Annotated in this window: 22 protein-coding genes; 9 read left to right on the top strand and 13 right to left on the bottom strand. The window is 67.4% G+C overall.

Going from position 1 to position 25,842, the window contains the following annotated elements; translation table 11 throughout:
- Positions 1-21: 21 nt before the first annotated feature.
- The 3 genes from AC06E7_RS08875 (at position 22) to lpxH (ending at position 2,582) form a co-directional block, all read left to right on the top strand.
- Entirely contained in the window at positions 22-1,158 is a 1,137-nt protein-coding gene (locus AC06E7_RS08875) for a glycosyltransferase family 4 protein (protein WP_478064229.1), read from the top strand.
- On the top strand, positions 1,139-1,678 hold the full coding sequence (locus AC06E7_RS08870; protein ID WP_068849550.1) for a phosphatase PAP2 family protein: 540 nt from the start codon (positions 1,139-1,141) through the stop codon (positions 1,676-1,678). Before AC06E7_RS08875 ends, AC06E7_RS08870 begins: the two co-directional genes overlap by 20 nt.
- A gap of 163 nt (positions 1,679-1,841) precedes the next feature.
- Positions 1,842-2,582 (top strand): UDP-2,3-diacylglucosamine diphosphatase, encoded by a 741-nt coding sequence (lpxH, locus tag AC06E7_RS08865; RefSeq protein WP_478064227.1) that lies wholly within the window; start codon positions 1,842-1,844, stop codon positions 2,580-2,582.
- An 85-nt stretch (positions 2,583-2,667) separates the two neighbouring features.
- On the opposite strand, the gene AC06E7_RS08860 is transcribed toward lpxH, so the two are convergent.
- Positions 2,668-3,924: a zinc-dependent metalloprotease gene (locus tag AC06E7_RS08860; protein ID WP_478064226.1), complete on the bottom strand. Its 1,257-nt coding sequence runs from the start codon at positions 3,922-3,924 to the stop codon at positions 2,668-2,670.
- A 218-nt stretch (positions 3,925-4,142) separates the two neighbouring features.
- Here AC06E7_RS08860 and AC06E7_RS08855 point away from each other — a divergent pair, with 218 nt between their 5' ends.
- Entirely contained in the window at positions 4,143-5,630 is a 1,488-nt protein-coding gene (locus tag AC06E7_RS08855; RefSeq protein WP_478064225.1) for a DUF2235 domain-containing protein, read from the top strand.
- Between the two features lie 257 nt (positions 5,631-5,887).
- Here AC06E7_RS08855 and AC06E7_RS08850 read toward each other — a convergent pair whose 3' ends face one another.
- The 7 genes from AC06E7_RS08850 to AC06E7_RS08820 form a co-directional block, all read right to left on the bottom strand.
- Positions 5,888-6,676: a ferritin-like domain-containing protein gene (locus AC06E7_RS08850; protein WP_217537667.1), complete on the bottom strand. Its 789-nt coding sequence runs from the start codon at positions 6,674-6,676 to the stop codon at positions 5,888-5,890.
- A 72-nt stretch (positions 6,677-6,748) separates the two neighbouring features.
- Positions 6,749-8,215, bottom strand: coding sequence for an amidophosphoribosyltransferase (purF, locus tag AC06E7_RS08845; RefSeq protein WP_068849542.1), 1,467 nt, complete (start codon positions 8,213-8,215; stop codon positions 6,749-6,751).
- Positions 8,216-8,244: 29 nt separating this feature from the next.
- On the bottom strand, positions 8,245-9,042 hold the full coding sequence (locus AC06E7_RS08840; protein ID WP_093534622.1) for a CvpA family protein: 798 nt from the start codon (positions 9,040-9,042) through the stop codon (positions 8,245-8,247).
- Between the two features lie 15 nt (positions 9,043-9,057).
- Positions 9,058-10,095, bottom strand: a complete 1,038-nt coding sequence (locus AC06E7_RS08835) for an SPOR domain-containing protein (RefSeq protein WP_478064222.1) — start codon at positions 10,093-10,095, stop codon at positions 9,058-9,060.
- Positions 10,096-10,195: 100 nt separating this feature from the next.
- Positions 10,196-11,470 carry a bifunctional tetrahydrofolate synthase/dihydrofolate synthase gene (gene folC, locus AC06E7_RS08830; RefSeq protein WP_478064221.1) on the bottom strand — a complete coding sequence of 425 codons (1,275 nt, stop codon included), beginning with the start codon at positions 11,468-11,470 and terminating at the stop codon, positions 10,196-10,198.
- Between the two features lie 60 nt (positions 11,471-11,530).
- Positions 11,531-12,175 (bottom strand): histidine phosphatase family protein, encoded by a 645-nt coding sequence (locus tag AC06E7_RS08825; protein ID WP_184124939.1) that lies wholly within the window; start codon positions 12,173-12,175, stop codon positions 11,531-11,533.
- 565 nt (positions 12,176-12,740) lie between these two features.
- Entirely contained in the window at positions 12,741-14,906 is a 2,166-nt protein-coding gene (locus AC06E7_RS08820; RefSeq protein WP_478064219.1) for a S46 family peptidase, read from the bottom strand.
- A gap of 159 nt (positions 14,907-15,065) precedes the next feature.
- Here AC06E7_RS08820 and tdh point away from each other — a divergent pair, with 159 nt between their 5' ends.
- Positions 15,066-16,088, top strand: a complete 1,023-nt coding sequence (gene tdh, locus AC06E7_RS08815) for an L-threonine 3-dehydrogenase (protein ID WP_210131951.1) — start codon at positions 15,066-15,068, stop codon at positions 16,086-16,088.
- Positions 16,089-16,274: 186 nt separating this feature from the next.
- Here the strand turns inward: tdh and AC06E7_RS08810 are convergent, their stop codons facing one another.
- Positions 16,275-16,976, bottom strand: coding sequence for a TorF family putative porin (locus AC06E7_RS08810; RefSeq protein ID WP_478064218.1), 702 nt, complete (start codon positions 16,974-16,976; stop codon positions 16,275-16,277).
- Positions 16,977-17,125: 149 nt separating this feature from the next.
- On the opposite strand from AC06E7_RS08810, the gene kbl reads away from it, so the two are divergent.
- The gene (gene kbl, locus AC06E7_RS08805; RefSeq protein WP_068849526.1) at positions 17,126-18,337 is read left to right on the top strand and encodes a glycine C-acetyltransferase; all 1,212 of its coding nucleotides are present in this window, start codon (positions 17,126-17,128) and stop codon (positions 18,335-18,337) included.
- Between the two features lie 13 nt (positions 18,338-18,350).
- Here kbl and AC06E7_RS08800 read toward each other — a convergent pair whose 3' ends face one another.
- The 4 genes from AC06E7_RS08800 to AC06E7_RS08785 all read right to left on the bottom strand — a co-directional run bounded on the left by AC06E7_RS08800 (position 18,351) and on the right by AC06E7_RS08785 (position 21,387).
- Positions 18,351-18,695, bottom strand: a complete 345-nt coding sequence (locus tag AC06E7_RS08800; protein WP_095364542.1) for a hypothetical protein — start codon at positions 18,693-18,695, stop codon at positions 18,351-18,353.
- Between the two features lie 55 nt (positions 18,696-18,750).
- Positions 18,751-19,590, bottom strand: coding sequence for a pseudouridine synthase (locus AC06E7_RS08795; RefSeq protein ID WP_478064215.1), 840 nt, complete (start codon positions 19,588-19,590; stop codon positions 18,751-18,753).
- A 19-nt stretch (positions 19,591-19,609) separates the two neighbouring features.
- On the bottom strand, positions 19,610-20,128 hold the full coding sequence (locus AC06E7_RS08790) for a hypothetical protein (protein WP_068849519.1): 519 nt from the start codon (positions 20,126-20,128) through the stop codon (positions 19,610-19,612).
- Between the two features lie 179 nt (positions 20,129-20,307).
- Positions 20,308-21,387: an OmpA family protein gene (locus AC06E7_RS08785; RefSeq protein WP_068849517.1), complete on the bottom strand. Its 1,080-nt coding sequence runs from the start codon at positions 21,385-21,387 to the stop codon at positions 20,308-20,310.
- A gap of 371 nt (positions 21,388-21,758) precedes the next feature.
- Here AC06E7_RS08785 and AC06E7_RS08780 point away from each other — a divergent pair, with 371 nt between their 5' ends.
- The 3 genes from AC06E7_RS08780 to AC06E7_RS08770 all read left to right on the top strand — a co-directional run bounded on the left by AC06E7_RS08780 (position 21,759) and on the right by AC06E7_RS08770 (position 25,591).
- Positions 21,759-22,784, top strand: a complete 1,026-nt coding sequence (locus tag AC06E7_RS08780; RefSeq protein ID WP_426805782.1) for a zinc-binding alcohol dehydrogenase family protein — start codon at positions 21,759-21,761, stop codon at positions 22,782-22,784.
- 100 nt (positions 22,785-22,884) lie between these two features.
- The gene (gene yczE / locus AC06E7_RS08775) at positions 22,885-23,496 is read left to right on the top strand and encodes a membrane protein YczE (RefSeq protein WP_478064212.1); all 612 of its coding nucleotides are present in this window, start codon (positions 22,885-22,887) and stop codon (positions 23,494-23,496) included.
- A 61-nt stretch (positions 23,497-23,557) separates the two neighbouring features.
- Positions 23,558-25,591 (top strand): 2,4-dienoyl-CoA reductase FMN-binding domain-containing protein, encoded by a 2,034-nt coding sequence (locus AC06E7_RS08770; RefSeq protein WP_478064210.1) that lies wholly within the window; start codon positions 23,558-23,560, stop codon positions 25,589-25,591.
- Positions 25,592-25,842 lie beyond the last annotated feature (251 nt).

Below are 25,842 nucleotides of genomic sequence, written 5' to 3'. Positions count from 1 at the left end.
CCTTCAAACCGGAGGCCCGCCATGCGCTATGCCATCGTCACTGAAACGTATCCCCCCGAAGTCAACGGCGTTGCCCTGACCGTGCAGGGACTGGAACAGGGACTGCGCGCGGCCGGGCATGAGGTGGACCTGGTGCGCCCGCGCCAGGCCGACGACACCGATGCCGGCGGCGCGCTGCTGGTGCAGGGCGCCGGGCTGCCCCGCTACCCCGGCCTGCGCTTCGGCCTGCCGGCCCCCAAGCGGCTCGCCCGGCAGTGGCAGCAGCAGCGCCCCGACGCCATCTACATCGCCACCGAGGGCCCGCTGGGCTGGTCGGCACTGCGCACCGCGCGGCGCCTGGGCATCCCGGTCGCCACCGGCTTCCACACCCGCTTCGACGAATACCTGCCCGACTACGGCGTGGCCTGGTTGCAGGCTGCCGCCCTGCGCTGGATGCGGCGCTTCCACAACCAGGCCGATGCCACCCTGGTGCCCACCCAGGAGCTGCAGCAGTTCCTCGGCGACCAGGGCTTCGACCGGGTGCGCCTGCTGGCGCGCGCGGTGGACAGCAGCCAGTTCGAGCCGACGCGGCGCGACCCGGCACTGCGCGAGGAATGGGGCATCGACGGCAGCGGCTTCGCGGCGATCTACGTCGGACGCATCGCGGCGGAAAAGAACCTGGCGCTGGCGGTGAAAGCGTTCCGCCGGCTGCAGCAGGTGCGGCCGAAGGCCCGCTTCGTGTGGGTGGGCGATGGCCCGGCCCGCGAGAAACTGGCCCATGAAAACCCGGACTTCATCTTCTGTGGGGTGCAGCGCGGCGATGCGCTGGCGCGCCATTTCGCCAGCGGCGACCTGTTCCTGTTCCCCAGCCGCAGCGAGACCTTCGGCAACGTCACGCTGGAAGCGATGGCCAGTGGCCTGACTACGGTGGCATTCGATTACGGCGCGGCCCGCGAGCACCTGCGCACCGATGAGAACGGGGTAGCGGTGGACGATGACAACGCCTTCGTCGATGCGGCCGTGCGGCTGGCCGGCGACGACACCGAGCGCGAACGGTTGGGCCGCAATGCGGCCGTGGCGATGACGCGGCTGCATCCGCAGCAGGTCGTGGCCGAGTTCGAGGCCCTGCTTGCCGAACTGGCCAGTGCCCGGAGGTCGCATGCGGACCACGCCGCTTGATGCCCTGCGCGGGCGCGAAACCCGCTGGTGCCGACGCGCCAACCACTATTGCCGGCACCGCCGCGTGCGCCGCGCGTTCTCGGTGGTCAGCCGCCTCGGCGACGGGGTGTTCTGGTACGCGCTGATGGGCGCACTGGTGCTGCTGGACGGCTTCGATGGCCTGCGCGCGTCGCTGCACATGGCCGCTACCGGCCTGATGGCGTTGCTGCTGTACAAAAGCCTGAAGCGCTGGACCCGGCGCCCCCGCCCCTATGCGGCCGACCTGCGCATCCGTGCCTGGGTGGCGCCGCTGGACGAATTCAGTTTCCCTTCCGGGCACACCCTGCATGCGGTGTCGTTCACCATCGTGGCGCTCGCCTACTACCCGTGGCTGGCGCCGGTGCTGGTGCCGTTCACGGCGGCGGTGGGGGTGTCGCGGGTGGTGCTGGGGCTGCATTACCCCAGCGACGTGCTGGCCGCCACGGCGATTGCCACGGCGTTGGCAGGCGCCAGTCTGCAATGGTTGCCGTTGCCGGTTTGATTGCGGGTGTACGTGCGCAGGGTCATGGCTTTGACACGCATGGCGTGTCACTACGATCCTTGGTCGCCCGATCCGTGGTCGCCCCGGGCGGGGGATCGGGCGCCTTGTAGGGACACGCCATGCGTGTCTGCGCGGTGCCGGGACAACCTAATACAATGGCGGCATGACTACGCTGTTCATCTCCGATCTGCATCTGGACCCGAGCCGTCCAGCCATCACCGACCTGTTCCTGGACTTCCTGCGCCGCGAGGCGATGCAGGCCGATGCCCTGTACATCCTGGGCGACCTGTTCGAGGCCTGGATCGGCGATGACACCCCCTCCCCCGCCGCCGATGCGGTGGCCGACGCGCTCAAGGCGGTCGCAGACGCCGGGGTGCCGGTGTACTTCATCCGCGGCAACCGCGATTTCCTGGTGGGCGAGGACTACGCCCGCCGCGCCGGCTTCCGCATCCTGCCCGACCCGAGCGTGATCGACCTGTACGGCACCCCGGTGCTGCTGCAGCACGGCGACCTGCTGTGCACCGATGATGTGGCCTACCAGCAGTTCCGCGCACAGACCCGCGACCCGTTGTTCCAGGCCCAGTTCCTGGCCCAGCCGCTGGCCGCACGCATCGCCTTCGCGCAGAAAGCGCGCGATGCCAGCCAGGCGCGCCAGTCGGAAATGAAACAGGGCGACCGCGCCACTTTCGAGACCGTGACCGACGTGGCGCCCGATGAGGTCACCGCCACCTTCGTGCGGCATGGCGTGGACACCATGATCCATGGCCACACCCACCGCCCTGCCATCCACAGCCTGCAGGCCGGCGGCCGCGCGTGCACGCGCATCGTGCTGGGCGACTGGTACGAACAGGGCTCGGTGCTGCGCGTCACGCTGCAGGGGTGGACGCTGGATTCATTGGCGTAGGAGCGTATCGACCAACGGTCGATACCTACCCGGTAGCACACGCAAGGAAGGGCACAGCCCTTCCCGTCGTGTGCTCCGGAAACCATCAGCGGAACGCAGCCACCGCCGCCTTGGTGTTGACCAGCACCCGCTGGTTGTCGGCACTGGAGGCGATGCCCATCGGAATCCCGTTGTAGCTGATGTTGGGATTGGACCAGAAGTTCAGGCGCGGGCAGCCTGAAGTGCAGTCGTAGGCCATGATCGTGCGCCAGCGCGCGCCGGTGGCCGGCTGGTAGCGATACCCATGGCCGTACGCATACGGCGAGGTGCTGGAGTCGGTGGCGATATCGTGCCGCGCGCTCTGCAGGTGGCCGATCTCATGCGCGAACGAGTAGTAGCCGGTAGCGCAGTCCCAATACACGGCCGCGAAGGCGGTCGATGCCGTCGAGCCGATCCCGGATGCCAGCCCGCAGTAGCTGCTGTTGTTGATGATCAGCACGGCCACGTCGGCTGCGGTGCTGTTGCGGGTGGTGTGGATGGCATCCATGTAGCCATCGTTGGTCGAGCGGAAGCGTGCCAGGTCGGTGCTGAAGTTCCCGGTCTCGGTGTACGCCACGGCCTGGTACCCGGCCAGCTGCATGGTGATGCCGACGTTGCTGTTGGTGTAACCCTGGTTCGACTCGGCCACCGCCAGCTGCACCAATGACTGCATGTTGCCGCCGTAGGCGTTCACCGCCGCGTTGGTGGCCACCACCAGCACCCGGATGGTGGCCGGCGTGCCCGACGAGGCCGCCGCAATGCCGGCGCGATCACTGGCCGGCATCTCGATCTTCGGCAGCGTGTTGTAGTCGGCCGGGTGTTCGGCCGGCATGCGCGACTCATCCACCTGCACCAGCACATGGCGGCCATCGCTGAGCGGACGCAGCCGGTACAGCGTGCCGTCCTTGCGGATTGAACCGGTGACGGTATCGCCATTGCGCACCAGGATCACCGAGTTGCCCGGATCCTGCGTACCGGCCTGGCGGGTCAGTTTCGACCCCGCGTTCTGCAGGCTGCCGTACCAGATGCTGCCGCCATCGGGCAGGTTCTCCACCCGCTGCTGCAGCGCCTGCACGGGCGTGCCGAGCAGCTCGAACTCCAGCTGCCGTTGCGCAGCCACCACCGCGCCGGCCTCAACGCGGACTTCCTGCACGGCGGCGCTGGAGGGCGCCGACAACACCGCCTGCGCGGCCGGCTGGCTGGCCGCAGCGGCCCGGCTCAACACCGTCACCGGCTGGAACAGGGGAGCCGCCGCCGCCGTACCCACGGCGGCCAGGAACAACGTGATCGCACCTGCGGTCTTTCTCATCGAACTGGACATCATGTCGCCTCTCTCGTTGAGTGAACTTCGGAAGTGAACGTGTTCGCGCCACCGCCCCTGTCGGCAGGCCACACCATCTGGCGCCAATCGATCGCGTGAATTCAATAGAGCGCACCAATGAGATTTCCGAACTGTGACCGGCGGCCACAGCGGTTCAGTTACGTCGCGCGCGTGTCGCTTTCGCGCTACCTTAAACGCGCATCGACAGGGGAACCGAGGCCATGGCAGGGCAGCCCACTCCGACCACCACCGTGCCGGTCACGCTGCAGATCGGCCTGTTCTTCGACGGCACCCGCAACAACGCCGACAACCTGCTGCACGCCTCGCGCCCCCCCGGCAGCACCACCCCCGCACCGCGCCCACCCGCCCCCGCCGTCCTGGCCGACGACGCGTCCCCCTACCAGAGCCGCCTGACCAGCAGTTTCAGCAACGGACTGACCAACATCGCGCGACTGCACGCGCTCTACCCCGACCACCGGCGGACTACGCCGACACTGCCCGGCACGCTGTCCCTGGCGATCTACATCGAAGGCGCCGGCACCCGCACCGGCAAGGACGACGACCTGATGGGGCTGGCGTTCGGCATCGGCCCCAGCGGCGTCATAGCCAAGGTCCACCGCGCCCTCGACGTACGCCTGCCCGAAGCACTGCGCGTCTTGGCCAGCACCCTGCCGCCCCATGCATTGACCACGGTCCGCCTGGACCTGTTCGGCTTCTCGCGCGGCGCCGCCTCCGCGCGCGACGCGATCAACCGGCTCAACGCCCCCGACGGCCGCCTCTGGCTGCAGGAACAGCTGCGCCGCACCGGCTGGACACTGCCATCGGCCCCTGCCATCCGCCCGGTGCGTTTCGTCGGCCTGTTCGACACCGTGGTCGCGATCGACGCGCGCCAGCGCGACGAACTGCCCCACGTCACCCTGCCCGCCGGCTGCGCCGACAAGGTGGTCCAGCTCACAGCGCGCGACGAGCACCGCCACTACTTCGCACTGACCTCCGTCGCGCCCGAACACGACGAGATCGCGTTGCCCGGCGTGCACGCCAACATCGGCGGCGGCTACGACCAGCGCATCGAAGGGCCAAAACTACTCACCCGCCCGCAGGGCCAGCGCATCCGCACCCACGACGTACCCGACACCACCACCCCGCCGCTGGCCCTGCTGCGCAGCACCCAGGTCTACGCACGCGCGCAGGCCGCCTGCCGGCGATGGCAGGCCGCACTGGGCCTGGGCGAAGACAACGTCTGGGTCGACGTATGGCATCGCTGGCAGCAGATGCGCGTGGCCGGCAGCGACAGCGTGCTGCCGCAGTGGGTGCTGTTCGCGCATGCCGCAGTAGTGCTCAAACGCGAGATCGACTGGCGCTACCAGCTGGTCGCCCTAAGGCTGATCCACCAGCGCGCGGCAGCCGCCGGCGTGATGTGGGCACGCACGCCGGATGCGGATCCGGCGATGGCGTTGCCGGATGAGCTGAAGCCCATTGCGGCGCGGCTGGTAGCCGGCCAAGCGCTCGATGCAGCGCAGGAACGGCTGTTGCGACAGCGTTACCTGATGCAGTCGGCGCATTGGAATTTCGACGCGCTCGGCGACACCGCGTTGTTGTATGCGGCCGACGATGCAACGCGCGAACTGCCGTACCGGCCCGGGCCAGGGTTGTTTTACATCAACCGGCCAACAGAAGACGGAACACGCGTAGTGTTACGGAACGTTTAGCGCGGCGGGATTCCCAGCATGAAGCCGCCGCAAGCACGTAGCAATTCGTAGTGCCACGCCATGCGTGGCAACCGCGCAACGCGCGGCACAAGCATCCGAAGGCGAATCGTTTCCGCGTCGATCATTTTGTCCGGCGTCAGGAGTGTCCGGAGCCGTGTCTCAGGCGTTCATGACGCCGGAACGGAGAGCAGCCACGCATGGCGTGGCACTACGCGTTCATGACGCCGGAACGGAGAGCAGCCACGCATGGCGTGGCACTACGATCTTGAAGGCGTACGACCCGCCTGCTCGATCAGGTCCGCCAGCTCGTCCTGCTCGAACCCAGCCAACAACCGCGCCTCAAGATTGAACGGGCCATATAGAAACCCGTTGGCATATTCCTTCAACAGCGCGATGAAACGCGCCCGGGGCTCCACACCGGCACGCTCGCAATACCAGCGATACCAGCGCGTCCCCGCCGCCACATGCGCCACTTCCTCGCGCAGGATGATCTCCAGCACATCGGCAGTAGCATGGTCATTGGCCGAACGCAGCTTGGTGATCATCCCCGGCGTGACATCCAGCCCGCGCGCCTCCAGCACCCGCGGCACCAGCGCCATCCGCGACAGGCCATCGTGCGCCGTCTTCTCGCACATCTCCCACAGCCCGTTGTGCGCGGCGAAATCGCCGTAATCGTGGCCGTGCGCCTGCAACCGCCCATGCAACAGCAGGAAGTGCCGCGACTCATCATCGGCCACCCCCACCCAGTCCGCATGGAACGACCCCGGCAGCCCGCGGAAGCGATACACCGCATCCCACGCCAGATCGATGGCATTGAGCTCGATATGCGCGATCGCATGGATGAACGCCGCCCGCCCCTCCGCATTGCCCAAGCCCCGCCGCGGTACATCGCGCGGATGCACCAGCTGCAACTGCGACGGCCGCCCCGGCATCCGGATCGGCTCCGGCGGCGGCGCATCCGCGCGCACCTTCAACTGCCCCGCGCGGAACTGCGCCGCGTACTGCTGGGTCAGCGCCACCTTGCGCAGCGGGTCCGCCTCGGCCATGCACTGCTGCGCCGCGCGCAGCAGATCACCGGCCGCCTCGTCCCGCGGCAACGTCGCGCTCACCGCCAGGCCTCAGGCGCGGCGCTTGTGCTTGGCATCGTCCGAACGCAACTGCTGGATGCGCTCGAAATAGCCCGGCTCGATACCGGTCGGGTACACGCCGTTGAAGCACGACGAATCGAACGACTTCAGCTCCGGGTTGCCTTCGCGCACCGCCGCTTCCATGTCCTCGATGTCCTGGTAGATCAACCAGTCGCAGCCCAGGTGCGCCTCGATTTCCTCCACGCTGCGGTTGTGCGCCACCAGCTCTTCGGCCGCCGGCATGTCGATGCCGTAGATGTTCGGATAGCGCACCGGCGGTGCCGCGCTGGCCAGGTAGACCTTGCGCGCACCGGCGTCGCGCGCCATCTGCACGATCTGCTGGCTGGTGGTGCCGCGCACGATCGAATCGTCCACCAGCAGCACCACCCGGTTGCGGAACTCCAGGTGGATCGGGTTGAGCTTGCGGCGCACCGACTTCACCCGCTCACCCTGCCCCGGCATGATGAACGTGCGGCCGATGTAACGGTTCTTGATGAAGCCCTCGCGGTACTTCACCCCCAGCACATTGGAGATTTCCAGCGCGGCATCGCGCGACGTATCCGGGATCGGGATGATGGTGTCGATATCGTGGTCCGGGCGCAGGCGCAGGATCTTCTCGCCCAGCTTGATGCCCATGCGCATGCGCGCCTTGTGCACCGACACGTTGTCGATCATCGAATCGGGGCGCGCGAAATACACGTACTCGAAGATGCACGGGCTGTGCTCGGCCGGCTCGGCGCACACTTCCGAGAACAGCTCGCCACGCGCGGTGATCACCAGCGCCTCGCCCGGGCGCACATCGCGCACGCGCTGGAAGCCCAGCACGTCCAGCGCCGACGATTCGGAGGCCACGATGTACTCATCGCCTTCCGCATGCGCGCGCTTGCCCAGCACCAGCGGGCGGATCCCGTGCGGGTCGCGGAACGCGACCAGGCCCAGGCCCAGCACCACGCTGATCACCGCATAGCCGCCCTTGCAGCGGCGGTGCACGCCAGCCACCGCACGGATCGCCGCTTCCGGGGTCAGCTGGCGCTGCGCGTCCAGCTCGAACGCGAACACGTTCAACAGCACTTCGCTGTCCGAATCGGTGTTCACGTTGCGGCGGTCCTGTTCGAACACCTGCTGGCGCAGCGCCTCGGTGTTGATCAGGTTGCCGTTGTGGGCCAGCGCGATGCCGTACGGCGAATTGACGTAGAACGGCTGCGCCTCGTCCATGCCTTCCGAACCGGCGGTCGGGTAGCGCACATGGGCGATACCGACGCGGCCTTCCAGGGTGGACATGGTCTTGGCGTCGAACACATCGCGCACCAGGCCGTTGGCCTTCTGCACGCGCAGGCGGGTGCCATCGGCGGTAGCGATGCCTGCCGCGTCCTGGCCACGATGCTGGAGGACGGTCAGGCCGTCATACAACTGCCCGGCGACGTTCTGGTTGCCGACAATACCGACGATGCCACACATGGTGCGAATCTCCGCTGGGCTGGGCCCATCTACTGTGAAGGTGGCCGTGCCTGGCCGGGGGAACCGTTCCGTGCCGGAGCGGTGTCGTCCGGGCGCACGAGCGCCGGATCGATGTTCTGGGGGGAGCCTGGCCGTGCCTGGTTGGCCCACACATCGGCGGGGTCCACCGCCTGCTGCGGGGTCTCATCCAGCGGTCGCGGCCATCCGCGCCCACCCAGCAACTGGCCAAGGACGCCATTATCGCCTGTCGCGCCCGGCTTGCCCAACTCCCCGATAGGCAGTTGCGCCATGTTCACCTCCGGCAGCGCCGTCGGCAGCCCCTGCAGGCCCTGCATGTCCTTCAGGTTGGGCATCTGGGGAAGCTCCGGCATGCGCGGCATCTTGGCCTGCATCCAGCCCACCCCGGGGTCGAGCATCGCGCGCAGGTGCGATTCGCGCCAGGTCGCTTCACGGGTCAGCGGGGTGTACGAACCCAGCAGCAGCAGCGCGCAGGCGATCAGGCCGCCCCGGGCCAGGCCCAGGCCGCCGCCCATCATGCGATCGGCGCCGTTCAGGCTGGTCGAGCGCACCGCCTGGCGGATCACCAGGCCGATCGCCCAGACCGAGACCATGACGAGCAGGAATACGGTGAGGTAGCCGGCGAAATAGTGGCCGGTGCCCGGCGCGGCCGGGGCGGACCACCACGCGGCGGCGCTGCGCCCGAACATCAGCGCGGCCCAGCCGCCCAGCAGCCACGAGAACGTGCTGATGACGATGCTGACGAAACCGCGCATCACCCCGAGCAGGGTCGAGATGCCGATCACCGCCAGCAGCACGAAATCAATCATGTGCGGGGGGCCGCATCAGGGATGTGGCCGGACCATGCCGGCCACGCCGACCTTCGACGCAACCTGGGCCTTGAGGTTCTCCGCCTCGGCACGGTTGGCGACGGGACCGACGCGCACGCGGTTGAGCGTGCCCTTGTCGGTACGTACCTGCTCCACGAAGGCGCTGAAGCCGGCCGCGCGCACTTTGTCGCGCAGCGCGTTGGCTTCGGTCGCCTGGCCGAAGGCGCCCAGCTGTACGGCGAAGCCGACGCTACTGGCCGCCGGTGCGGTCGGCACGGCCACGGGCTTGGAGGCCGCGGTGGCGGGTTCGGGCTTGGCCGCCGCCGGCTTCGGCTCCGGCTTGGGGGCCTCCGGCTTCGGCGCCGGCTTGGCGGCCGCCACCGGTTCCGGTGGCAGCGTTTCGGTCTTCACCGTGGCGGCAGCAGGCGCGGCAGCGGCGCTGGATGCAGCCGGTGCCGTCGCGGTGGCCGGCGTCGGCGTCGGTGCCGGGGCCGCAGCCACGGCGGTATCGGCGCGCGCGTCCAGCGTCACCACTTCGGCCTTGACGTCATTGCGCACCTTGACCGCTTCCAGGCGTGCCGCTTCGGCCTGCGCGCGATCGGCATACGGCCCCACGCGCACCCGCCAGGCCTGGCGGCCGTTGATCGTGGCCGGTTCGCTGAAGCCCGGCAGCTGGGCCTTCTTGAGGAACGCGATCACCGCGTTGGCATCGGCCTGGCTGCCGTAGGCGCCAAAGCTGACCGCATAGTTGCCCGCCGCCACGGCCGGCGAGGTATCGGCGGCCGCCGGCTCGGCCGGTGCGGCTGCATCGGGCTGCAGCGGCTGGGTGGTGGAGACCCCGCTCTGCAGGCCGGTGGCGCCACCGGTGGGGGCCACCAGCGGCAGTTCGCGGGTCTGGAACTGGCCATCGGCCGGCGCGTCCGGCGCGGTGATCGGCACGTTGGCCACGCCACTGTCAGGGGCAGGCCCCTTGACCAGCATGGGCAGGAAAATCACGGCCAACGCCACCAGGACGATGGCACCAATCAGTCGCTGTTTCAGAGGAGTATCCACGGAAGGCTGGCAGGGCGGCGCGGCGGAATGCCACGGCGATTATACGGGCGCGCGCGCGTGCGGCGTCGAAGACGGCTGAACGTTGTCGCTCGTGCCCGCCTCAGCGGGCGTTCTCGAGCCACAGCAAGGCCTGCGCGGCAGTGTGGAAGGAACCGAAGACCAGCACGCGGTCACCAGCCTGGGCCGCCGACAGCGCCTGCTGCAACGCAGTGTCCACGTCGTCATGGGTGGCAGCCGCAGCGGCGGCGGTGCCCGCCAGGCGGGCAAGCAATGCCGTCGCACTCTGTGCGCGCGCACCTTCCAGCCCGGCCAGGTGCCAGCCATCGACGCGGTCGGCCAGTGCCTCGACCACACCGACGGCATCCTTGTCCTGCAATGCGGCGAACACGGCCACGGTACGCCCGGTGATCGTCGCGGCCTTCAGGGCAGCCGCCAGCTCGCGCGCGGCCTGCGGGTTGTGGCCGACATCGACCAGCACCTCCACGCCATCACGCTCGAACGCCTGCAGGCGGCCGCGGATGCGGGCTTGGGCCACGCCCTCGACGATGGCCGCACGCGGCAGGGGTTTGTCCAGCGCGCGCAGCGCGGCGATGGCCGAGGCGGCATTGCGCAGCTGGATCGGGCCGCGCAGCGCCGGCATCGGCAGTTCGATGCGGAAGCCTACGTCGCGCCAGGACCAGTGCTGGGCATCGATGGTATCGGCAAAGAAATCGCTGCCACCACGGATCGCGTTGGCGCCCAGCAGGTAGGCGCGCGCCAGCACGCTGGAGGGCGGATCGGTCTCGCCCAGGATCACCGGCTTCCAGCCGCGGATGATGCCGGCCTTCTCAACACCGATCGCTTCGCGGTCCTCGCCCAGCCAGTCGGCATGGTCGATGTCCACCGTGGTGATCACCGCGACGTCGGCATCGACGATGTTGACCGCATCCAGGCGCCCGCCCAGCCCCACTTCCAGCACGGCCAGGTCGAGCCCGGCCTGCGCGAACAGGTGCAATGCGGCCAGCGTGCCGTACTCGAAGTAGGTCAGCGTGGTATTGCCGCGCGCGTCTTCAATGGCATTGAAGGCGCCGATGAGCTCCGCGTCGGAGGCATCTTCGCCGTCGATGCGCACGCGCTCGTTGTAGCGCAGCAGGTGTGGCGAGGTGTACGCGCCCACCTTCCAGCCCGCCGCCCGCGCGATCGCCTCGATGAAGGCCACGGTGGAGCCCTTGCCGTTGGTGCCGCCCACTACGATGGTGTGCGGCGCCGGCTGGCCCAGGCCCATGGTGGTGGCCACTGCACGCACGCGCTCCAGCCCCATGTCGATGGTGGCCGGGTGCTGCTGCTCGATGTAGGTGAGCCAGTCGGCGAGGGAATGCGGGCGGGTACTGGTCATGGCAATAAATCGTGGTATCGGCAAATGTAGTGCCGACTGTCAGTCGGCAACCCAAAAAACTCACAACGCCCGATGCTTCGCCTCACCAAAGAACGGCGTGTGGTGCGCGCAGTCGTTCAGGCGCACGACTTCCAGGCTGTCCAGGTCGGCGCCTTCGAGCAGGTTGAGCGTGGTCGGTGCCTGGCGGAAGGTCCACAGCCGCGACAGCGGCAGGCCCAGGATCCGGCACAGGATCACCCGGTTGACCGCGTCGTGGGCCACGACCAACAGCGTGTCGTGCTCGCCCAGCCCTTCGGCGGCGCGGGCCAGGCCGCGCCAGCTGCGGTCCAGCACCAGCCGCAGCGATTCGCCGCCTGGCATGAGCACCGTATCGGGCTCGTCGCGCCAGGCCTGCAGGCGTGAGGGGTCTTTTTCATTGATTTCGCTGGCCAGCAGGCCTTCCCACTCACCGTGGGCGATTTCCTGCAGTTCCGGCTCGGTCAGCAGCATGCCGGCGCGCTCGGGACCGAGGGCCAGCTGCGCGGTGCGCTGCGCCCGCGACAGCGGCGAGGCGACGGCACGGGTGATGTCCACCGACTTCAGGCGTTCACCCAGGGCCTGGGCCTGGGCTTCGCCGATCGGCGACAACGGGATATCGATCTGGCCCTGGTAACGGCCTTCGGCATTCCAGGGGGTTTCGCCGTGGCGGGCAAGCAGGATGCGCATGCGAACTAGAGGTCCTTGGGGGAGAGGAGAACAGTCGCAATCGTTCACGTGATGTGAATGATCGGGGGGAGCGGCCATCATACCTTGCCGAGCAAACGGTTCTTCCTCCGTCTTCGATCAGGTTCATCGCGAGCGTTGAGGGCCCCGCCGCGGCCGGCAGGCCCCTGTGCAAATGTCCCCCGGCGTCGGCCGGAGGCCGACACCTCCTCCTTTAATTTGCCAGGGACCTGCCGGCCGCGACGGGGCTCGGCTTGCGGTTGGCAGGGAAAAGCGGATGTCGGGGAGCAACGCCGGTGGATCGAGTGCCGGGGCGGCATACCCTTGGAGGCGAAGTAAAGGAGGAGGTGTCGGCCTCCGGCCGACGCCGGGGGACATTCGCCGGAAAGGGTATGCCGCCCCGGCGCTCGATTCACCGGCAGCCGCGTTTGATCCAGCACGCAAAAAACCCCGCGGCATTGCCGCGGGGTTTTTTTACCGGTGTAACGACCAACGGTATGCCCACCGGGGTGGGCACCCTTCGGGCCGTCGACAAGCGACGTCAGGGCCGGCTGCGCCGTCCCTTGCGTTACCTGGCCGTGAGGTTCAGTTCTTTGAGCAGCTGCGGGGCCGGAGCCACTTCCTGCATGATCCACTGCATGTAGCGGCTGTCCACCGCAATCATGCGGGTCATCACCGGGTCGAACACCCAGTTGGAGCTGACCGATTCCCAGTTGCCGTCGAAGGCCAGGCCGACCAGCTTGCCGTGCGCATCCAGCACCGGCGAACCGGAGTTGCCGCCGGTGATGTCCAGGTTGGAGAGGAAATTGACCGGCACCGAGCCGATCCGCTTGTCTTCCAGCCCGCCGTAGCGCTTGGCCTTGACCGCATCCAGCAGGGCCTTGGGCGAATCGAACGGATCTTCGCCGGTTTCCTTGGCCGCCACGCCTTCCAGGGTGGTGAACGGCGTGTAGTTCACCCCGTCCTTGCCGTAGCCCATGACGTTGCCGAAGGTGATGCGCAGCGACAGGTTGGCGTCCGGGTAGACGAATTCGCCCTTGCTCTTCTTGTAGTCGGCCACGGCCTGCAGGTAGGCCGGGCGGGCCAGCAGCGATTCGCCTTCACGGGTCTTCTTCTGCTCTTCCTGCTGCAGCAGGGCCGGCATGGTCGCCACGGCGTACTGGATGACCGGGTCTGTGCTGGCTTCGAAGGCGGCGCGGTCGGCCTTGAACCAGGTCAGGCGTTCGTCCAGGCTGCCCAGCTTCGTGCCGGACAGTTTCCTGACCAGGCCGTCGACGGCGGCGGCGTCACTGCCGGCCAGCCACTGGTTCAGTACCTCATTGGTGCGCTGGGCCGGCGGCAGGGCCACGTACTGGTTCAGCCAGTACTGCTGCAGCTGCTGGTCCATGCCCGCCACGTAACGGCGGTCCATCTGGCGCAGGCTGCCTTCGATGGTCGGCAGGTCGCGTTCCTGGTAACCGGCTTCGCGCTGCGCGTCGGGCTTGGCGCGCTCGATCGACAGGCGGTACAGGGCCAGCGCGGCGCCGACGGCGGAGGTGTTGTTGAACTGGCCCACGAACAGATCGCGCTCGCGGGTGCTCTTGCTGGTATCGAGGTGCTTGACCAGCTGCGCGTGCGCGGCCAGCGCCGGCTTGCCGGCAGCGCCCTGCTTCTTCAACCAGGCCAGCACCGCAGCCTCTTCGGCCTGCTTCTGGCCCGCCGCGTCGATGCGCTTGAAGCCTTCCAGCTGGCCCACGTAGTTCTTGGCCACGTTGTTCATGCTGGCGGCGGTGGCGGCGTATTTCACCTTCACGTCCGGATCGGCCTTGCCGGCCTTGGCGATCAGGTCCAGCACTGCGTTGTAGTGGCGGGCAATGGTCGGGTAGGTGAAGCTGGCGGTTTCGTTGAATTCCGCAGCCAGTGCGTAGCGGTTGGTGCGGCCCGGGTAGCCGGCGACCATCACGAAGTCGTCGGCGCCCAGCGGCTGGTCGGCGAATTTCAGGAAGTGCTTGGGCTGGTACGGCACGTTGTCGGCCGAGAACGCCGCCGGCTTGCCATCCTTGCCGACGTAGGCGCGGTAGAAGGAGAAGTCACCGGTGTGGCGCGGCCACATCCAGTTGTCGACGTCGCCGCCGAACTTGCCGACGCTGCCCGGGGGCGCGTAGACCAGGCGCACGTCCTTGATTTCCATGTTGCGGAACAGGCGGTAGGTGTTGCCGCCGGAGAAGCTGTACAGGCGGCAGCGGAAGCCAGCATCGGCTTCGCAGGCGGCGGTCTGCGCCTTGTCGAAGGCTTCCAGCGCGCGGGTGCGGGCCAGCGGATCCTTGCCGGCGGCGGCGATGGCGGCCTTGGCCTGGTCGGTGACATCGGTGATCTGGTCGAGCACGAACACGCGCGCGTTCGGGCCGGCGCTCAGCTCATCCTTCAGGGTCGGCGCGTTGAAGCCGTCCTTGATCAGGTTCTTCTCGGCGGTGGAATTGAGCTGGATCGCACCGTAGGCGCAATGGTGGTTGGTCACCACCAGGCCCTGCGGGGACACGAAGCTGGCGGTGCAGCCGCCCAGCGCGACCACCGCGCCCATCGGGTCGCCGGTCAGGTCGGAAATCTGTTCCGGGGACAGCTTCAGGCCCGCCTGCTTGAGCGGCCCGGCGATCTCCGGCAGCTGTTGCGGCACCCACATGCCCTCAGCGGCATGGGCGGCCTGGACCAGCGCAAGGCTGGCGACGACGGAGAAGGCAAGCAGGTTCGAGCGCATGGGCGGCCCCTGGTGAAAGAACCGCCGATTGTAGCCGGGTCCCCCGCCTGCCCTGTCGGCCGAAAGTCACGGACCGCACCGCAACATGCCCAAGCCCCTGCCGGCCCTATAATTCCGCCTTTCCCCCAGACGAGTTCCACCCCGATGGCGCAGCAAACAATGAAGGCCCTGGTCAAGCGTGAAGCCGCCAAGGGCATCTGGCTCGAAGAAGTGCCGGTGCCGGTGCCGGGCCCGAACGAGGTCCTGATCAAGCTGGAGAAGACCGCCATCTGCGGTACCGACCTGCACATCTACCTGTGGGACGAGTGGAGCCAGCGCACGATCAAGCCAGGCCTGACCATCGGCCATGAGTTCGTCGGGCGGATCGCCGAGATCGGCCCGGGCGTGACCGGCTACGAGATCGGCCAGCGCGTGTCGGCCGAAGGCCACATCGTGTGCGGCCACTGCCGCAACTGCCGCGGCGGCCGCCCGCACCTGTGCCCGAATACCGTGGGCATCGGCGTGAACGTCAACGGCGCCTTTGCCGAATACATGGTGATGCCGGCCAGCAACCTGTGGCCGATCCCCGACCAGATCCCGTCCGAGCTGGCCGCCTTCTTCGACCCGTACGGCAATGCCGCGCACTGCGCGCTGGAATTCGACGTGATCGGCGAAGACGTGCTGATCACCGGTGCGGGCCCGATCGGGATCATCGCCGCCGGCATCTGCAAGCACATCGGTGCCCGCAACGTGGTGGTGACCGACGTCAACGACTTCCGCCTGAAGCTGGCCGCCGACATGGGCGCCACCCGCGTGGTCAACGTGGCCAACACCTCGCTGAAGGACGTGATGAAGGAACTGCACATGGAGGGCTTCGACGTGGGCCTGGAAATGAGCGGCAACCCGCGCGCGTTCAACGACATGCTCGACTGCATGTACCACGGCGGCAAGATCGCCATGCTCGGCATCATGCCCAAGGGCGCCGGCTGCGACTGGGACAAGATCATCTTCAAGGGCCTGACCGTGCAGGGCATCTACGGCCGCAAGATGTACGAGACCTGGTACAAGATGACCCAGCTGGTGCTGTCCGGCTTCCCGCTCGGCAAGGTGATGACCCACCAGCTGCCGATCGACGAATTCCAGAAGGGTTTTGACCTGATGGAACAGGGCAAGGCCGGCAAGGTGGTCCTGAGCTGGAACTGATGCCGGGAGGTCACGACCAACGGTCGTGACCTACCAGATCGCGGTAGGTGCCGACCGTTGGTCGGTACGAAAATTGCGGTAGGTACCGACCGTTGGTCGGTACGAAAATTGCGGTAGGTGCCGACCGTTGGTCGGTACGAAAAAGGCACCCAACGGGTGCCTTTTTCTTTGCCGGCCAAACGCGCGTTATTGCCCGATGGCGACCGTGAGCACCACGCGGTTGTCGGCGAGCTTGCCGGAATTGTCGCGCCCGTTGCCGTCCGTGCCGTAGTAGCCCAGGCCCAGGGTGAACAGGCCCCAGGTGCGGTTCACGCCGATGTTCCAGTCGGTGTAGTCCTTGGCAACACCGTCTTCGAACGTGCTGCGGCCGACGTTGGCGGTCAGGTTGAACTCGTTCGGCAGCGCCCATTCGGTGCCTGCGGCGAAGTACCAGCCATCGGTGTCGGTGTTCCAGACATCGTTGGTGTAGGCCACGGTCACGTTGTAGTGCTCGGCGAAGCTGGTCTTGGTGATCAGCTCGGTGTACGCCAGTTCGCTGGAGCCGGGGTAACTGTAGTGGTTGAGCATCACGTCGAAGTTGACGCTGTCGGTGACGTCCACGCCGTAGCCGATGAAGTAATCGACTTCGGCATCCGGGCCGCCGTCGCCGAAGTCCACGCCCGAACCCCACACACCGGCGTACAGGCCGACCGGCGAGGTGTAGGTGAAGCCGGCCTGCACGGTCGGGTCTTCGTCGGTCTGGGAGACACCGCGGAACACGTAATCGGACACGCCGGTGACGTTCCAGCTGAACGGCGATTCGGCCTCGTCCTGGGCACTGGCGGCAAACGGGGCAAGCAAGGCGGCGCAGAGCACAGCGGCGGCAGTACAGCGCGTGGCGTGGTTCATGCGGGGTCTCTCCGGGACGTGGGGTGGATGCAGCGCGTGTTTACGGATTCTTAACCTGATTGATATTGCGATGCAACAATCCCATCTGCAACCGTTTCCTGCGGTGGGCTGTAAAATCCCGGTTTTCCCCGTGCCGATGACCGCCTGCCATGACCGACGCCCCGACCGCCCCGCTCACCCAGCACTATGTTGAAGAACTGGAGGCGATCCGCGCCCAGGGCCTGTTCAAGTCCGAGCGCGTCATCACCAGCCCCCAGTCGGCCGAGATCACCCTGGACGACGGCCGCACGGTGCTGAACTTCTGCGCCAACAACTATCTGGGCCTGGCCGACCACCCGGACCTGATCCAGGCGGCCAAGGACGCGCTGGACAGCCACGGCTTCGGCATGGCCTCGGTGCGCTTCATCTGCGGCACCCAGGACCTGCACAAGCAGCTGGAGCAGCAGATCGCCGGCTTCTTCGGCAAGCAGGACACCATCCTGTACGCGGCCTGCTTCGACGCCAACGGCGGCCTGTTCGAGCCGCTGCTGGGCGAGAATGACGCGATCATCTCCGATGCGCTCAACCATGCCTCGATCATCGACGGCGTGCGCCTGTGCAAGGCCAAGCGCTTCCGCTACGCCAACTGCGACATGGCCGACCTGGAAGCCCAGCTGCAGGCGGCCGATGCGGCTGGCTGCCGCACCAAGCTGATCACCACCGACGGCGTGTTCTCGATGGACGGCTTCATTGCCCCGCTCGATGAGATCACCGCGCTGGCGAAGAAGTACAACGCGCTGGTGCACATCGACGAGTGCCACGCCACCGGCTTCCTGGGCGCTACCGGCCGCGGCTCGGCCGAGGTCAAGGGCGTGCTGGAGAAGATCGACATCATCACCGGCACCCTGGGCAAGGCCATGGGCGGCGCGCTGGGCGGCTTCACCACCGCCAGCGCCGAAGTGATCGAGCTCCTGCGCCAGCGTTCGCGCCCGTACCTGTTCTCCAACTCGCTGCCGCCGCACGTGGTCGCCGCCGGGATCAAGGCGTTCGACATGCTGGCCGCTGCCGACGACCTGCGCACCACGCTGGCCGACAACACCGCCTACTTCCGCCAGAAGATGACCGCCGCCGGCTTCGACGTGAAGCCCGGCGTGCACCCGATCAGCCCGGTGATGCTGTATGACGCGCCGCTGGCGCAGAAGTTCGCCGAGCGCCTGCTCGAGGAAGGCATCTATGCGATCGGTTTCTTCTTCCCGGTCGTGCCCAAGGGCCAGGCCCGCATCCGCACCCAGATCAGCGCCGCGCACACCCGCGCACACCTGGACCGGGCGATTGATGCGTTCACCCGGATCGGCCTGGAGCTGGGCGTGATCAAGGGCTGACGCGCATCGCGCGTCATTTCTTTTTCTTCTTGCCCTTCGCGTCTTCCTTGCTGGCCACCACCACCGGCTTGGCCGCCGGCGTTGCATTCGGGTTGCCCTTGGCGACCCGGATGCCGTTGGCCTTCATCCACGCATCGAACTCGTCGGCGCTCATGCGCTTTTCGCCGTTGCTCATGTGGAAGCGATAGGCGCCCCGCCCATCGCGTTCGGTGGGCTGGATCTCCACGATCTTGTCGGTCACCGGCGGCGGCGTGGCCTTGGCCACCTCCTTATGGCCGCCGCAGGCGCTGAGCAGCGCGGCAGGCAGCAGCAGCCAGGCGCTGCGCAGCAGGGAACGGGTCAGGGGGTGGGCGTACATGGCATTCTCCCGGTAGGTGACGAAATCTCGGTCGCAGGCCATCCCTTGCCCAATCTCAGGTATCGGCCACGGCAACATCGGCCGTGGCGGTCAGCAGGTCCAGCTCGTGCGGCTCCAGTTCGCGCCAGGCACCCTTGGCCAGCGTGCCCAGCGGCAGCCGGCCGATGCCTACGCGCACCAGCCGCAGCACGTTGATGTCGAAGGCCGCCAGCAGGCGGCGGATATGGCGGTTGCGGCCTTCTTCCAGTACCACTTCCAGCCAGGCGGTCTTGTCGCCACTGCGCACCAGGCGTGCCTGGCGGGCGCGCAGGAATTCGCCGTCGTCGTCCACGCCGCTGCACAGCGCAGCCAGCTGCGCGGCATCGGGAATGGCATCGATCTGGACGTGGTAGGTCTTGTCCGGCCCGGTGCTGGGGTCGGTCAGCCGCGCAGCCCACTGCGGGTCGTTGCTGAACAGCAGCAGGCCTTCACTGGCCTTGTCCAGCCGCCCGACCGGCGCCAGCCACGGCAGCCCCGCCCCGTCGAAGCAGCGGTACACGGTGTCGCGGCCCTGCTCGTCCTGCGCGGTGGTGACCAGGCCGCGCGGCTTGTTGAGCACGATGTGCAGGCGGCGCGGTGCATCCAACGGCTGGCCATCGACACGCACCACGTGACGGCCGTCAATGATCGGGAAGTCAGGATTGTTGATGGTGCGCCCATCGACCGTCACCCGGCCCTCGCCGATCCAGCGCGCCGCTTCGGTGCGCGAGCACAGCCCTGCCTTGGACAGCACGCGCGCCAACCCGTGGCGTGGCGCATCGCTGGGCTGGCCTGCAGGTCTGGCGGGGGCGGACGCACGCCGCGGATCGCGGCGTGGTCGAGCGGTGGGCGCGGCGGGAGGGCGACGGTTACGCATCGGGCGCCGCGCGCGTTGCTTACTTCTTGCCGCCCGGCTTGGTCTCAGCCGGTGCTTCGGCGGCCGGTGCGGGTGCGGGTGCAGCGGCGGCGGCCGCACGCGGCTTGACCACGCGCACGCCGCGCGACTTCATCCAGGCGTCGAACTCATCGGCGGTCATGCGCTTGCCGTTCTGGCTCATGTCGAAGCGCCACGGCGTGTTGTCGAACTCGGTCTGCGGCTTGTAGGCGGCCGGATCGTTCGGCTTGATCGCAGGCGCGCCCGGCATCGCCTTGGCGATGTTCTGGCAGCCATCGATGCGAAGGCGCTGCAGCACGCGGTCGAGCGACTGCTGCTGGTCGAAGTTGGAGGTCAGCACGCCGGCGGGCATGCCCAGCTGCACGTTGCGGATGTACAGCTCGGACGCCACCGGGGCGATCGCGGTGGCCGGCAACGGCAGCGGCTTGACGCTGGTGGCCGAAGCGGAGCAATCCACGGCTGCGTAAGCGGTGGGAACCAGGGCCAGGCCGAGTGCGGCGGCCAGTGCGATACGCAGCATGGGATGCATCCAGGAAAGAGGGTGACGCACCGAGTTTAACAGCGCCACAACGCCTTTCAAGATCCCACATTCAATGAATACGGCAACTTGTTGGATTTATTGTTGATTCCTGGCAAACAAGGCAAAAAAAAGGGCCCGGCAATGCCGGGCCCTTTCCTGAAGCTGATGTTCCCGAACGATTAGTTCTGGACGTTCAGCTCGGTACGACGGTTCTTCTCGCTCTTGCAGGCCGGGAAGGTCTGCGGGGTCTGCTCCAGCGGACGGCTCTCGCCATAACCGATCGGACCGGCCAGACGGCTGGCAGCCACGCCGTTCTGGGTCAGATAGTTGTACACGGCGGTCGCACGACGCTCGGACAGCTTCTGGTTGTAGTCATCCTTGCCGCACAGGTCGGTGTGGCCAGCCACTTCGACGCGGATGTCCGGGTAACGCACCAGGATCTGGGTAGCTTCGGAGAGGATCGCCACGGCGTCCGGACGCAGGTTCGACTTGTCGAAGTCGAAGTTGACGCCCTTCAGGTCGATGGAGACCGGCACCGGGCAACCGTCCGGACCGATGGTCTGACCCGGCTGCGAGTTCGGGCACTTGTCGTCGCAGTTGTTGACGCCGTCACCGTCGTCATCCAGGTCTGCGCAGCTCGGGGCAACCGGCGGCGGGGCAACAACGGCAGCAACCGGCGGCGGGCCCAGCGGGATCACGACGCCGACCGAGGCCAGCACGTCGCCGAACCAGCTTTCGTCCGCAGCGGCAATGCTCTTGTCGTCGAAGTCACCGCGGTAGGCCACTTCGGCGCGGACTGCAACGCGCTTTTCGAAGGTGGTCTGCAGGCCGACGCCGACCTTGGCGGCGAAGTTGCCGTCCTTGCGGTCACCCGGACGATCGTTCAGGCGCGAGAACTCTTCTTCCGACTTCTGGTATCCCAGACCCATCAGCAGGTACGGGTTCCAGCCACGGCCTTCGGAGATGAAGTGGCGGCGCAGGTCGACCGAGGCGCCGTACTGGCTCCAGTTCAGGTCCTGGTTGTCGTCGAAGTTCGGGTTCTGATAGTTCAGCTCGCCGTCCAGCGACCAGTTGGGGCTGATGAACTTGCCAAGACCCAGGGTAACGAACGGAGCGTCGTTGGTCGTACGGTCGCTATCCTGGAAGTTGAAGCCGGCCGAACCGGTCAGGTACCAGCGGTCATCAAAATCCTGCGCGGAGGCTGCCTGGGCAAACGCCAGGCCGCCCAGCAGCGCGGCAGTGAGGATCTTCTTGTTCATGTAATACAGCTCCTATTTCGGGGGTATGAAACCGGTAGAGGCATGGGCCAGCACTACTGCGTCGTTTAAGACTGCCGATTCAGCACGCCACCGCCGCGAACATTATGCTCAGGGGAGTGAAGGCGATGTTAACGGTCACGTAACATGTGAAATCAGCGACCAGACCTCCTCCGGGTCCAGCTGGTGGCACCCTATACAGGTTGGTGAACTTCCGCAAGACCCAACAATGGCAAGGCTTTTCAGGACTTTCCCAGAGTTTTCAAAGGCTCGCCACAGTATTTGATGCAGTTTGTCGCAGGCTGGCGATTCAGCTCGCAAACAGGTTCAAAAGCGACCTTATGATGACGTTGTTCATCTCCACAGGAGCTGCCATGAAAGCCGTAGGCCTCTCTCGGTACCTGCCCATCGACCACGTCGATTCGCTTCTTGACCTCGCGTTACCTGAACCCGGCGCGCCCCAGGGGCATGACGTTCTGGTGCGCGTTCACGCCGTCTCGGTGAATCCGGTCGACACCAAGCAGCGCGCGCCGCGCGCCGGTGACGTGTCGCCACCGCGCGTTCTGGGATTTGACGCTTCGGGCACCGTTGAGGCCGTGGGTGCGCACGTGACCGCGTTCGCTCCGGGCGATGAGGTGTATTACGCCGGCGACGTAACGCGACCCGGCAGCAATGCGCAGTGGCAGTGGGTGGATGAGCGCTTGGTGGGACGCAAGCCGACCACGCTGGATTTCGCTGAAGCCGCAGCGCTGCCACTGACCGTGTTGACCGCATGGGAACTGCTGTTCGAGCGCATGCCGCTGCATTTCGATGATCGCCGCCACGTTGGCCAGACCCTGCTGGTCATCGGCGGTGCAGGCGGTGTCGGTTCCATCGCGATTCAACTGGCACGCCATGCCGGCTTCACCGTGGTGGCCACCGCATCGCGTGACGACTCGGCCGAATGGTGTCGCCGGATGGGCGCCGACCATGTGGTCGATCACCGCCAGCCGCTGCCGGCGCAGCTGCAGGCGCTGGGCATTGCGCAGGTGGAGGTGGCGCTGAACCTGGCCGACACCGACCACTACTGGGAGGTGCTGGGCGAGCTGCTGGCGCCGCAGGGGCATGTCGGCCTCATCGTGGAACCGCGTGGCCCGCTCCGCATCGGCGATCCCTACAAGGCCAAGTGCATCGGCATCCATTGGGAATTCATGTTCGCCCGATCGCGATTCCAGACCGCCGACATGGTGGAACAGCACCGCATCCTCAGCCGGGTGGCCAGCCTGGTCGATGCCGGTGAACTGCGCAGCACCGCGCATACCTCGTTGGGCAGCATCAATGCGGCCAACCTGCGCGAAGCCCATCGCCTGCTGGAAGGCGGCGGGGTTACCGGCAAGCTGGTGCTGTCCGGCTGGGAGTGAGCGTCGGCGCGCGCGGTGTGTGCGCGCTTTCGCCTGCATCTGTATCTGTCGGCGCGGCAGCGCGCGCCCTACAGTCAAACGCCCTGTCGATGACGCCGCCATGCCCACCTCCCTCCCCCTGCGCCTGCTGCAACTTCTGATCGGCCTGTTCCTGTACGGGATGGGCGCGGCGGTGATGATCCGCGCCGCGATCGGCGTGGCGCCCTGGGATGTGCTCTCCCAGGGCATCGCGCTGCAGACGCCGCTGTCGTTCGGCGTGGCCACCAACGTGATCGGAGCGCTGGTACTGCTGCTGTGGTGGCCGATCCGGCAGAAGCCGGGACTGGGCACGGTGTTGAACGTGCTGCTGATCGGCCCCAGCGCGCAGTTCGGCCTGTGGCTGCTGCCGGAAGTGCACGGGCTGGTGTGGCAGGTGCCGATGTTTGCCCTGGGGCTGCTGCTGGTGGCGGTCGCCACCGGCCTCTACATCGGTGCCCGTTTCGGACCGGGCCCGCGCGATGGCCTGATGACCGGCCTGCATGCCCGCACCGGCTGGCCGATCTGGCGGGTACGCAGCCTGATCGAGGGCACCGTGCTGGTCATCGGCTGGTACCTGGGCGGCAACGTCGGCCTGGGCACCCTTGCCTTCGCGCTGCTGATCGGCCCCCTGTGCGGCTACACGCTGCCCCTGTTTGGTGTGCGCAGACCGGAGCCGGCGCCCGCCCTGCGCTGACCCTTGCGTGCAATGGCGATACGCGGCACCCTTCGCACCTACCGTACGCAAGCGTATCTTCATGTCGCCAGCCGCCGAAACTCCCGCCTACCCCCACCTGTTCGCCCCGCTCGACCTGAACTTCACCACCCTGCGCAACCGCATCCTGATGGGGTCCATGCACACCGGGCTGGAAGACCGCGCGCGCGACTTCCCGCGGCTGGCCGCGTACTTCGCCGAGCGCGCGGCGGGTGGGGTCGGGCTGATCGTCACCGGCGGCTATGCGCCCAACGTGGTGGGCTGGCTCAAGCCGTTCGGCGGCAAGCTGTCCTGGCCGTGGGAAGTGGGTCCGCACCGCCAGCTCACCGCGGCGGTGCACGGCCATGACGGCAAGATCTGCCTGCAGCTGCTGCACGCCGGCCGTTACGCCTACCACCCCCTGTCGGTGGCGCCGTCGAAGAAGAAGGCGCCGATCAATCCGTTTACCCCGCGCGCGCTGTCGGCACGTGGCGTGGAACGGCATATCGCCGATTACGCGCGCAGCGCGCGGCTGGCCCGCGAAGCCGGCTACGACGGTGTGGAGGTGATGGGCTCGGAGGGCTACCTGATCAACGAGTTCATCGCCCCGCGCACCAACCTGCGCGGCGATCGCTGGGGCGGCGACGCTACCCGGCGCATGCAGTTCGCGGTGGAGATCGTGCGCCGCATCCGCGAAGCGTGCGGCCCGGATTTCATCATCATCTACCGTTTGTCACTGGTGGACCTGGTGGAGGACGGCAGCAACTGGGATGAGATCGTGCAGCAGGCCAAGGCCATTGAAGCGGCCGGCGCCACCCTGATCAATTCCGGCATCGGCTGGCATGAAGCACGCGTGCCCACCATCGCCACCTCGGTGCCGCGCGCGGCGTTTGCCGGGGTCACCGCCAAGCTCAAGCCGCATGTACGCGTGCCGGTGATCGCCACCAACCGCATCAACATGCCCGACGTGGCCGAACACATCCTGGCCGGCGGCGGTGCGGACATGGTGTCGCTGGCGCGGCCGCTGCTGGCCGACCCGGAATGGGCCAACAAGGCGCGCGCCGGCCGTGCGCACGCGATCAACACCTGCATTGCCTGCAATCAGGCGTGCCTGGACCACGTGTTCGAGAACAAGACCGCCAGCTGCCTGGTCAACCCGCGCGCCGTGCACGAAACCGAACTGGTCTACCGCCCCACCACGGCCCCGAAGAAGGTCGCGGTGGTCGGTGCTGGTCCGGCCGGCCTTGCCTGCGCCACGGTGGCCGCCGAACGCGGGCATGTGGTCACCCTGTTCGACGCCGGCAGCGAGATCGGCGGCCAGTTCAACGTGGCCAAGCGCATTCCCGGCAAGGAAGAATTCCACGAAACGCTGCGCTACTTCCGGCACAAGCTGGACGAAACCGGCGTGAACGTGAAGCTCGATACCGTGGCCGACGTCGCCACGCTGGCCGGCTTCGATGCGGTGGTGGTCGCCACCGGCATCACCCCGCGCCAGGTCGATTTCCCCGGCGCCGACCATCCCAAGGTGGTCAGCTATCTCGATGTGCTGCTGGGCCGGGTGGAGGTTGGCGCGGAAGCGGCGATCATCGGTGCCGGTGGCATCGGCTTCGACGTGGGCGAGTTCCTGGTCCACGAGGGCCCCTCCCCCGCGCTGGACCCGGCCCGCTGGATGGCCGAATGGGGCGTTGACCCGAACTTCGAGGCACGTGGCGCGCTGGCCCGGCCGCAGCCCGAGGCACCCGCTCGCAAGGTCTGGCTGCTGCAGCGCAGCCCGGGCAAGCCCGGCGCACGGCTGGGCAAGACCACCGGCTGGATCCACCGCGCCACGCTCAAGGCAAAGGGCGTGAAGATGCTGGGCGGCGTGGAATACCTGGGCGTGGACGACGACGGCCTGCGCATCCGCATCGATGGCCAGGAACAGACCCTGCCGGTGAGCCACGTGGTGGTCTGCGCCGGCCAGGAACCGCGCCGCGACCTGCATGCCGCACTGCTGGCCGCAGGCGTGGATGCGCACCTGATCGGCGGCGCCGATGTGGCCGCGGAACTGGATGCAAAGCGCGCGGTCAACCAGGGCAGCCGGCTGGCGGCAGGCCTGTAACCGGCGTGCCGGCCGCCGGCCGGCACTGCCTGAATGGGCGAAAATGGCCCCCTTCCGAACCTGAATGTCAAGCCTTTCGGTTCAGGATGCGTTGCGAAATCCCCCCCTATCGTGCGCCAACTTTCCCGCTCACCACCCAGTTCGAGTGAGCGCGCGGCCCCCACGTCTTTCGGGTGCCGCTCCCGGGCGGCCCCGATGGCCGCCTCCCCATGACGCCAAGTCGTACACCCCGCCCCATCGCGTTGATCGGA

The sequence above is a fragment of the Stenotrophomonas sp. Steno-Z4 genome, from assembly GCF_056393145.1.
The sequence above is the reverse complement of the archived record's forward strand: the minus strand, read 5'-3'. Positions and strand labels throughout refer to the sequence as shown.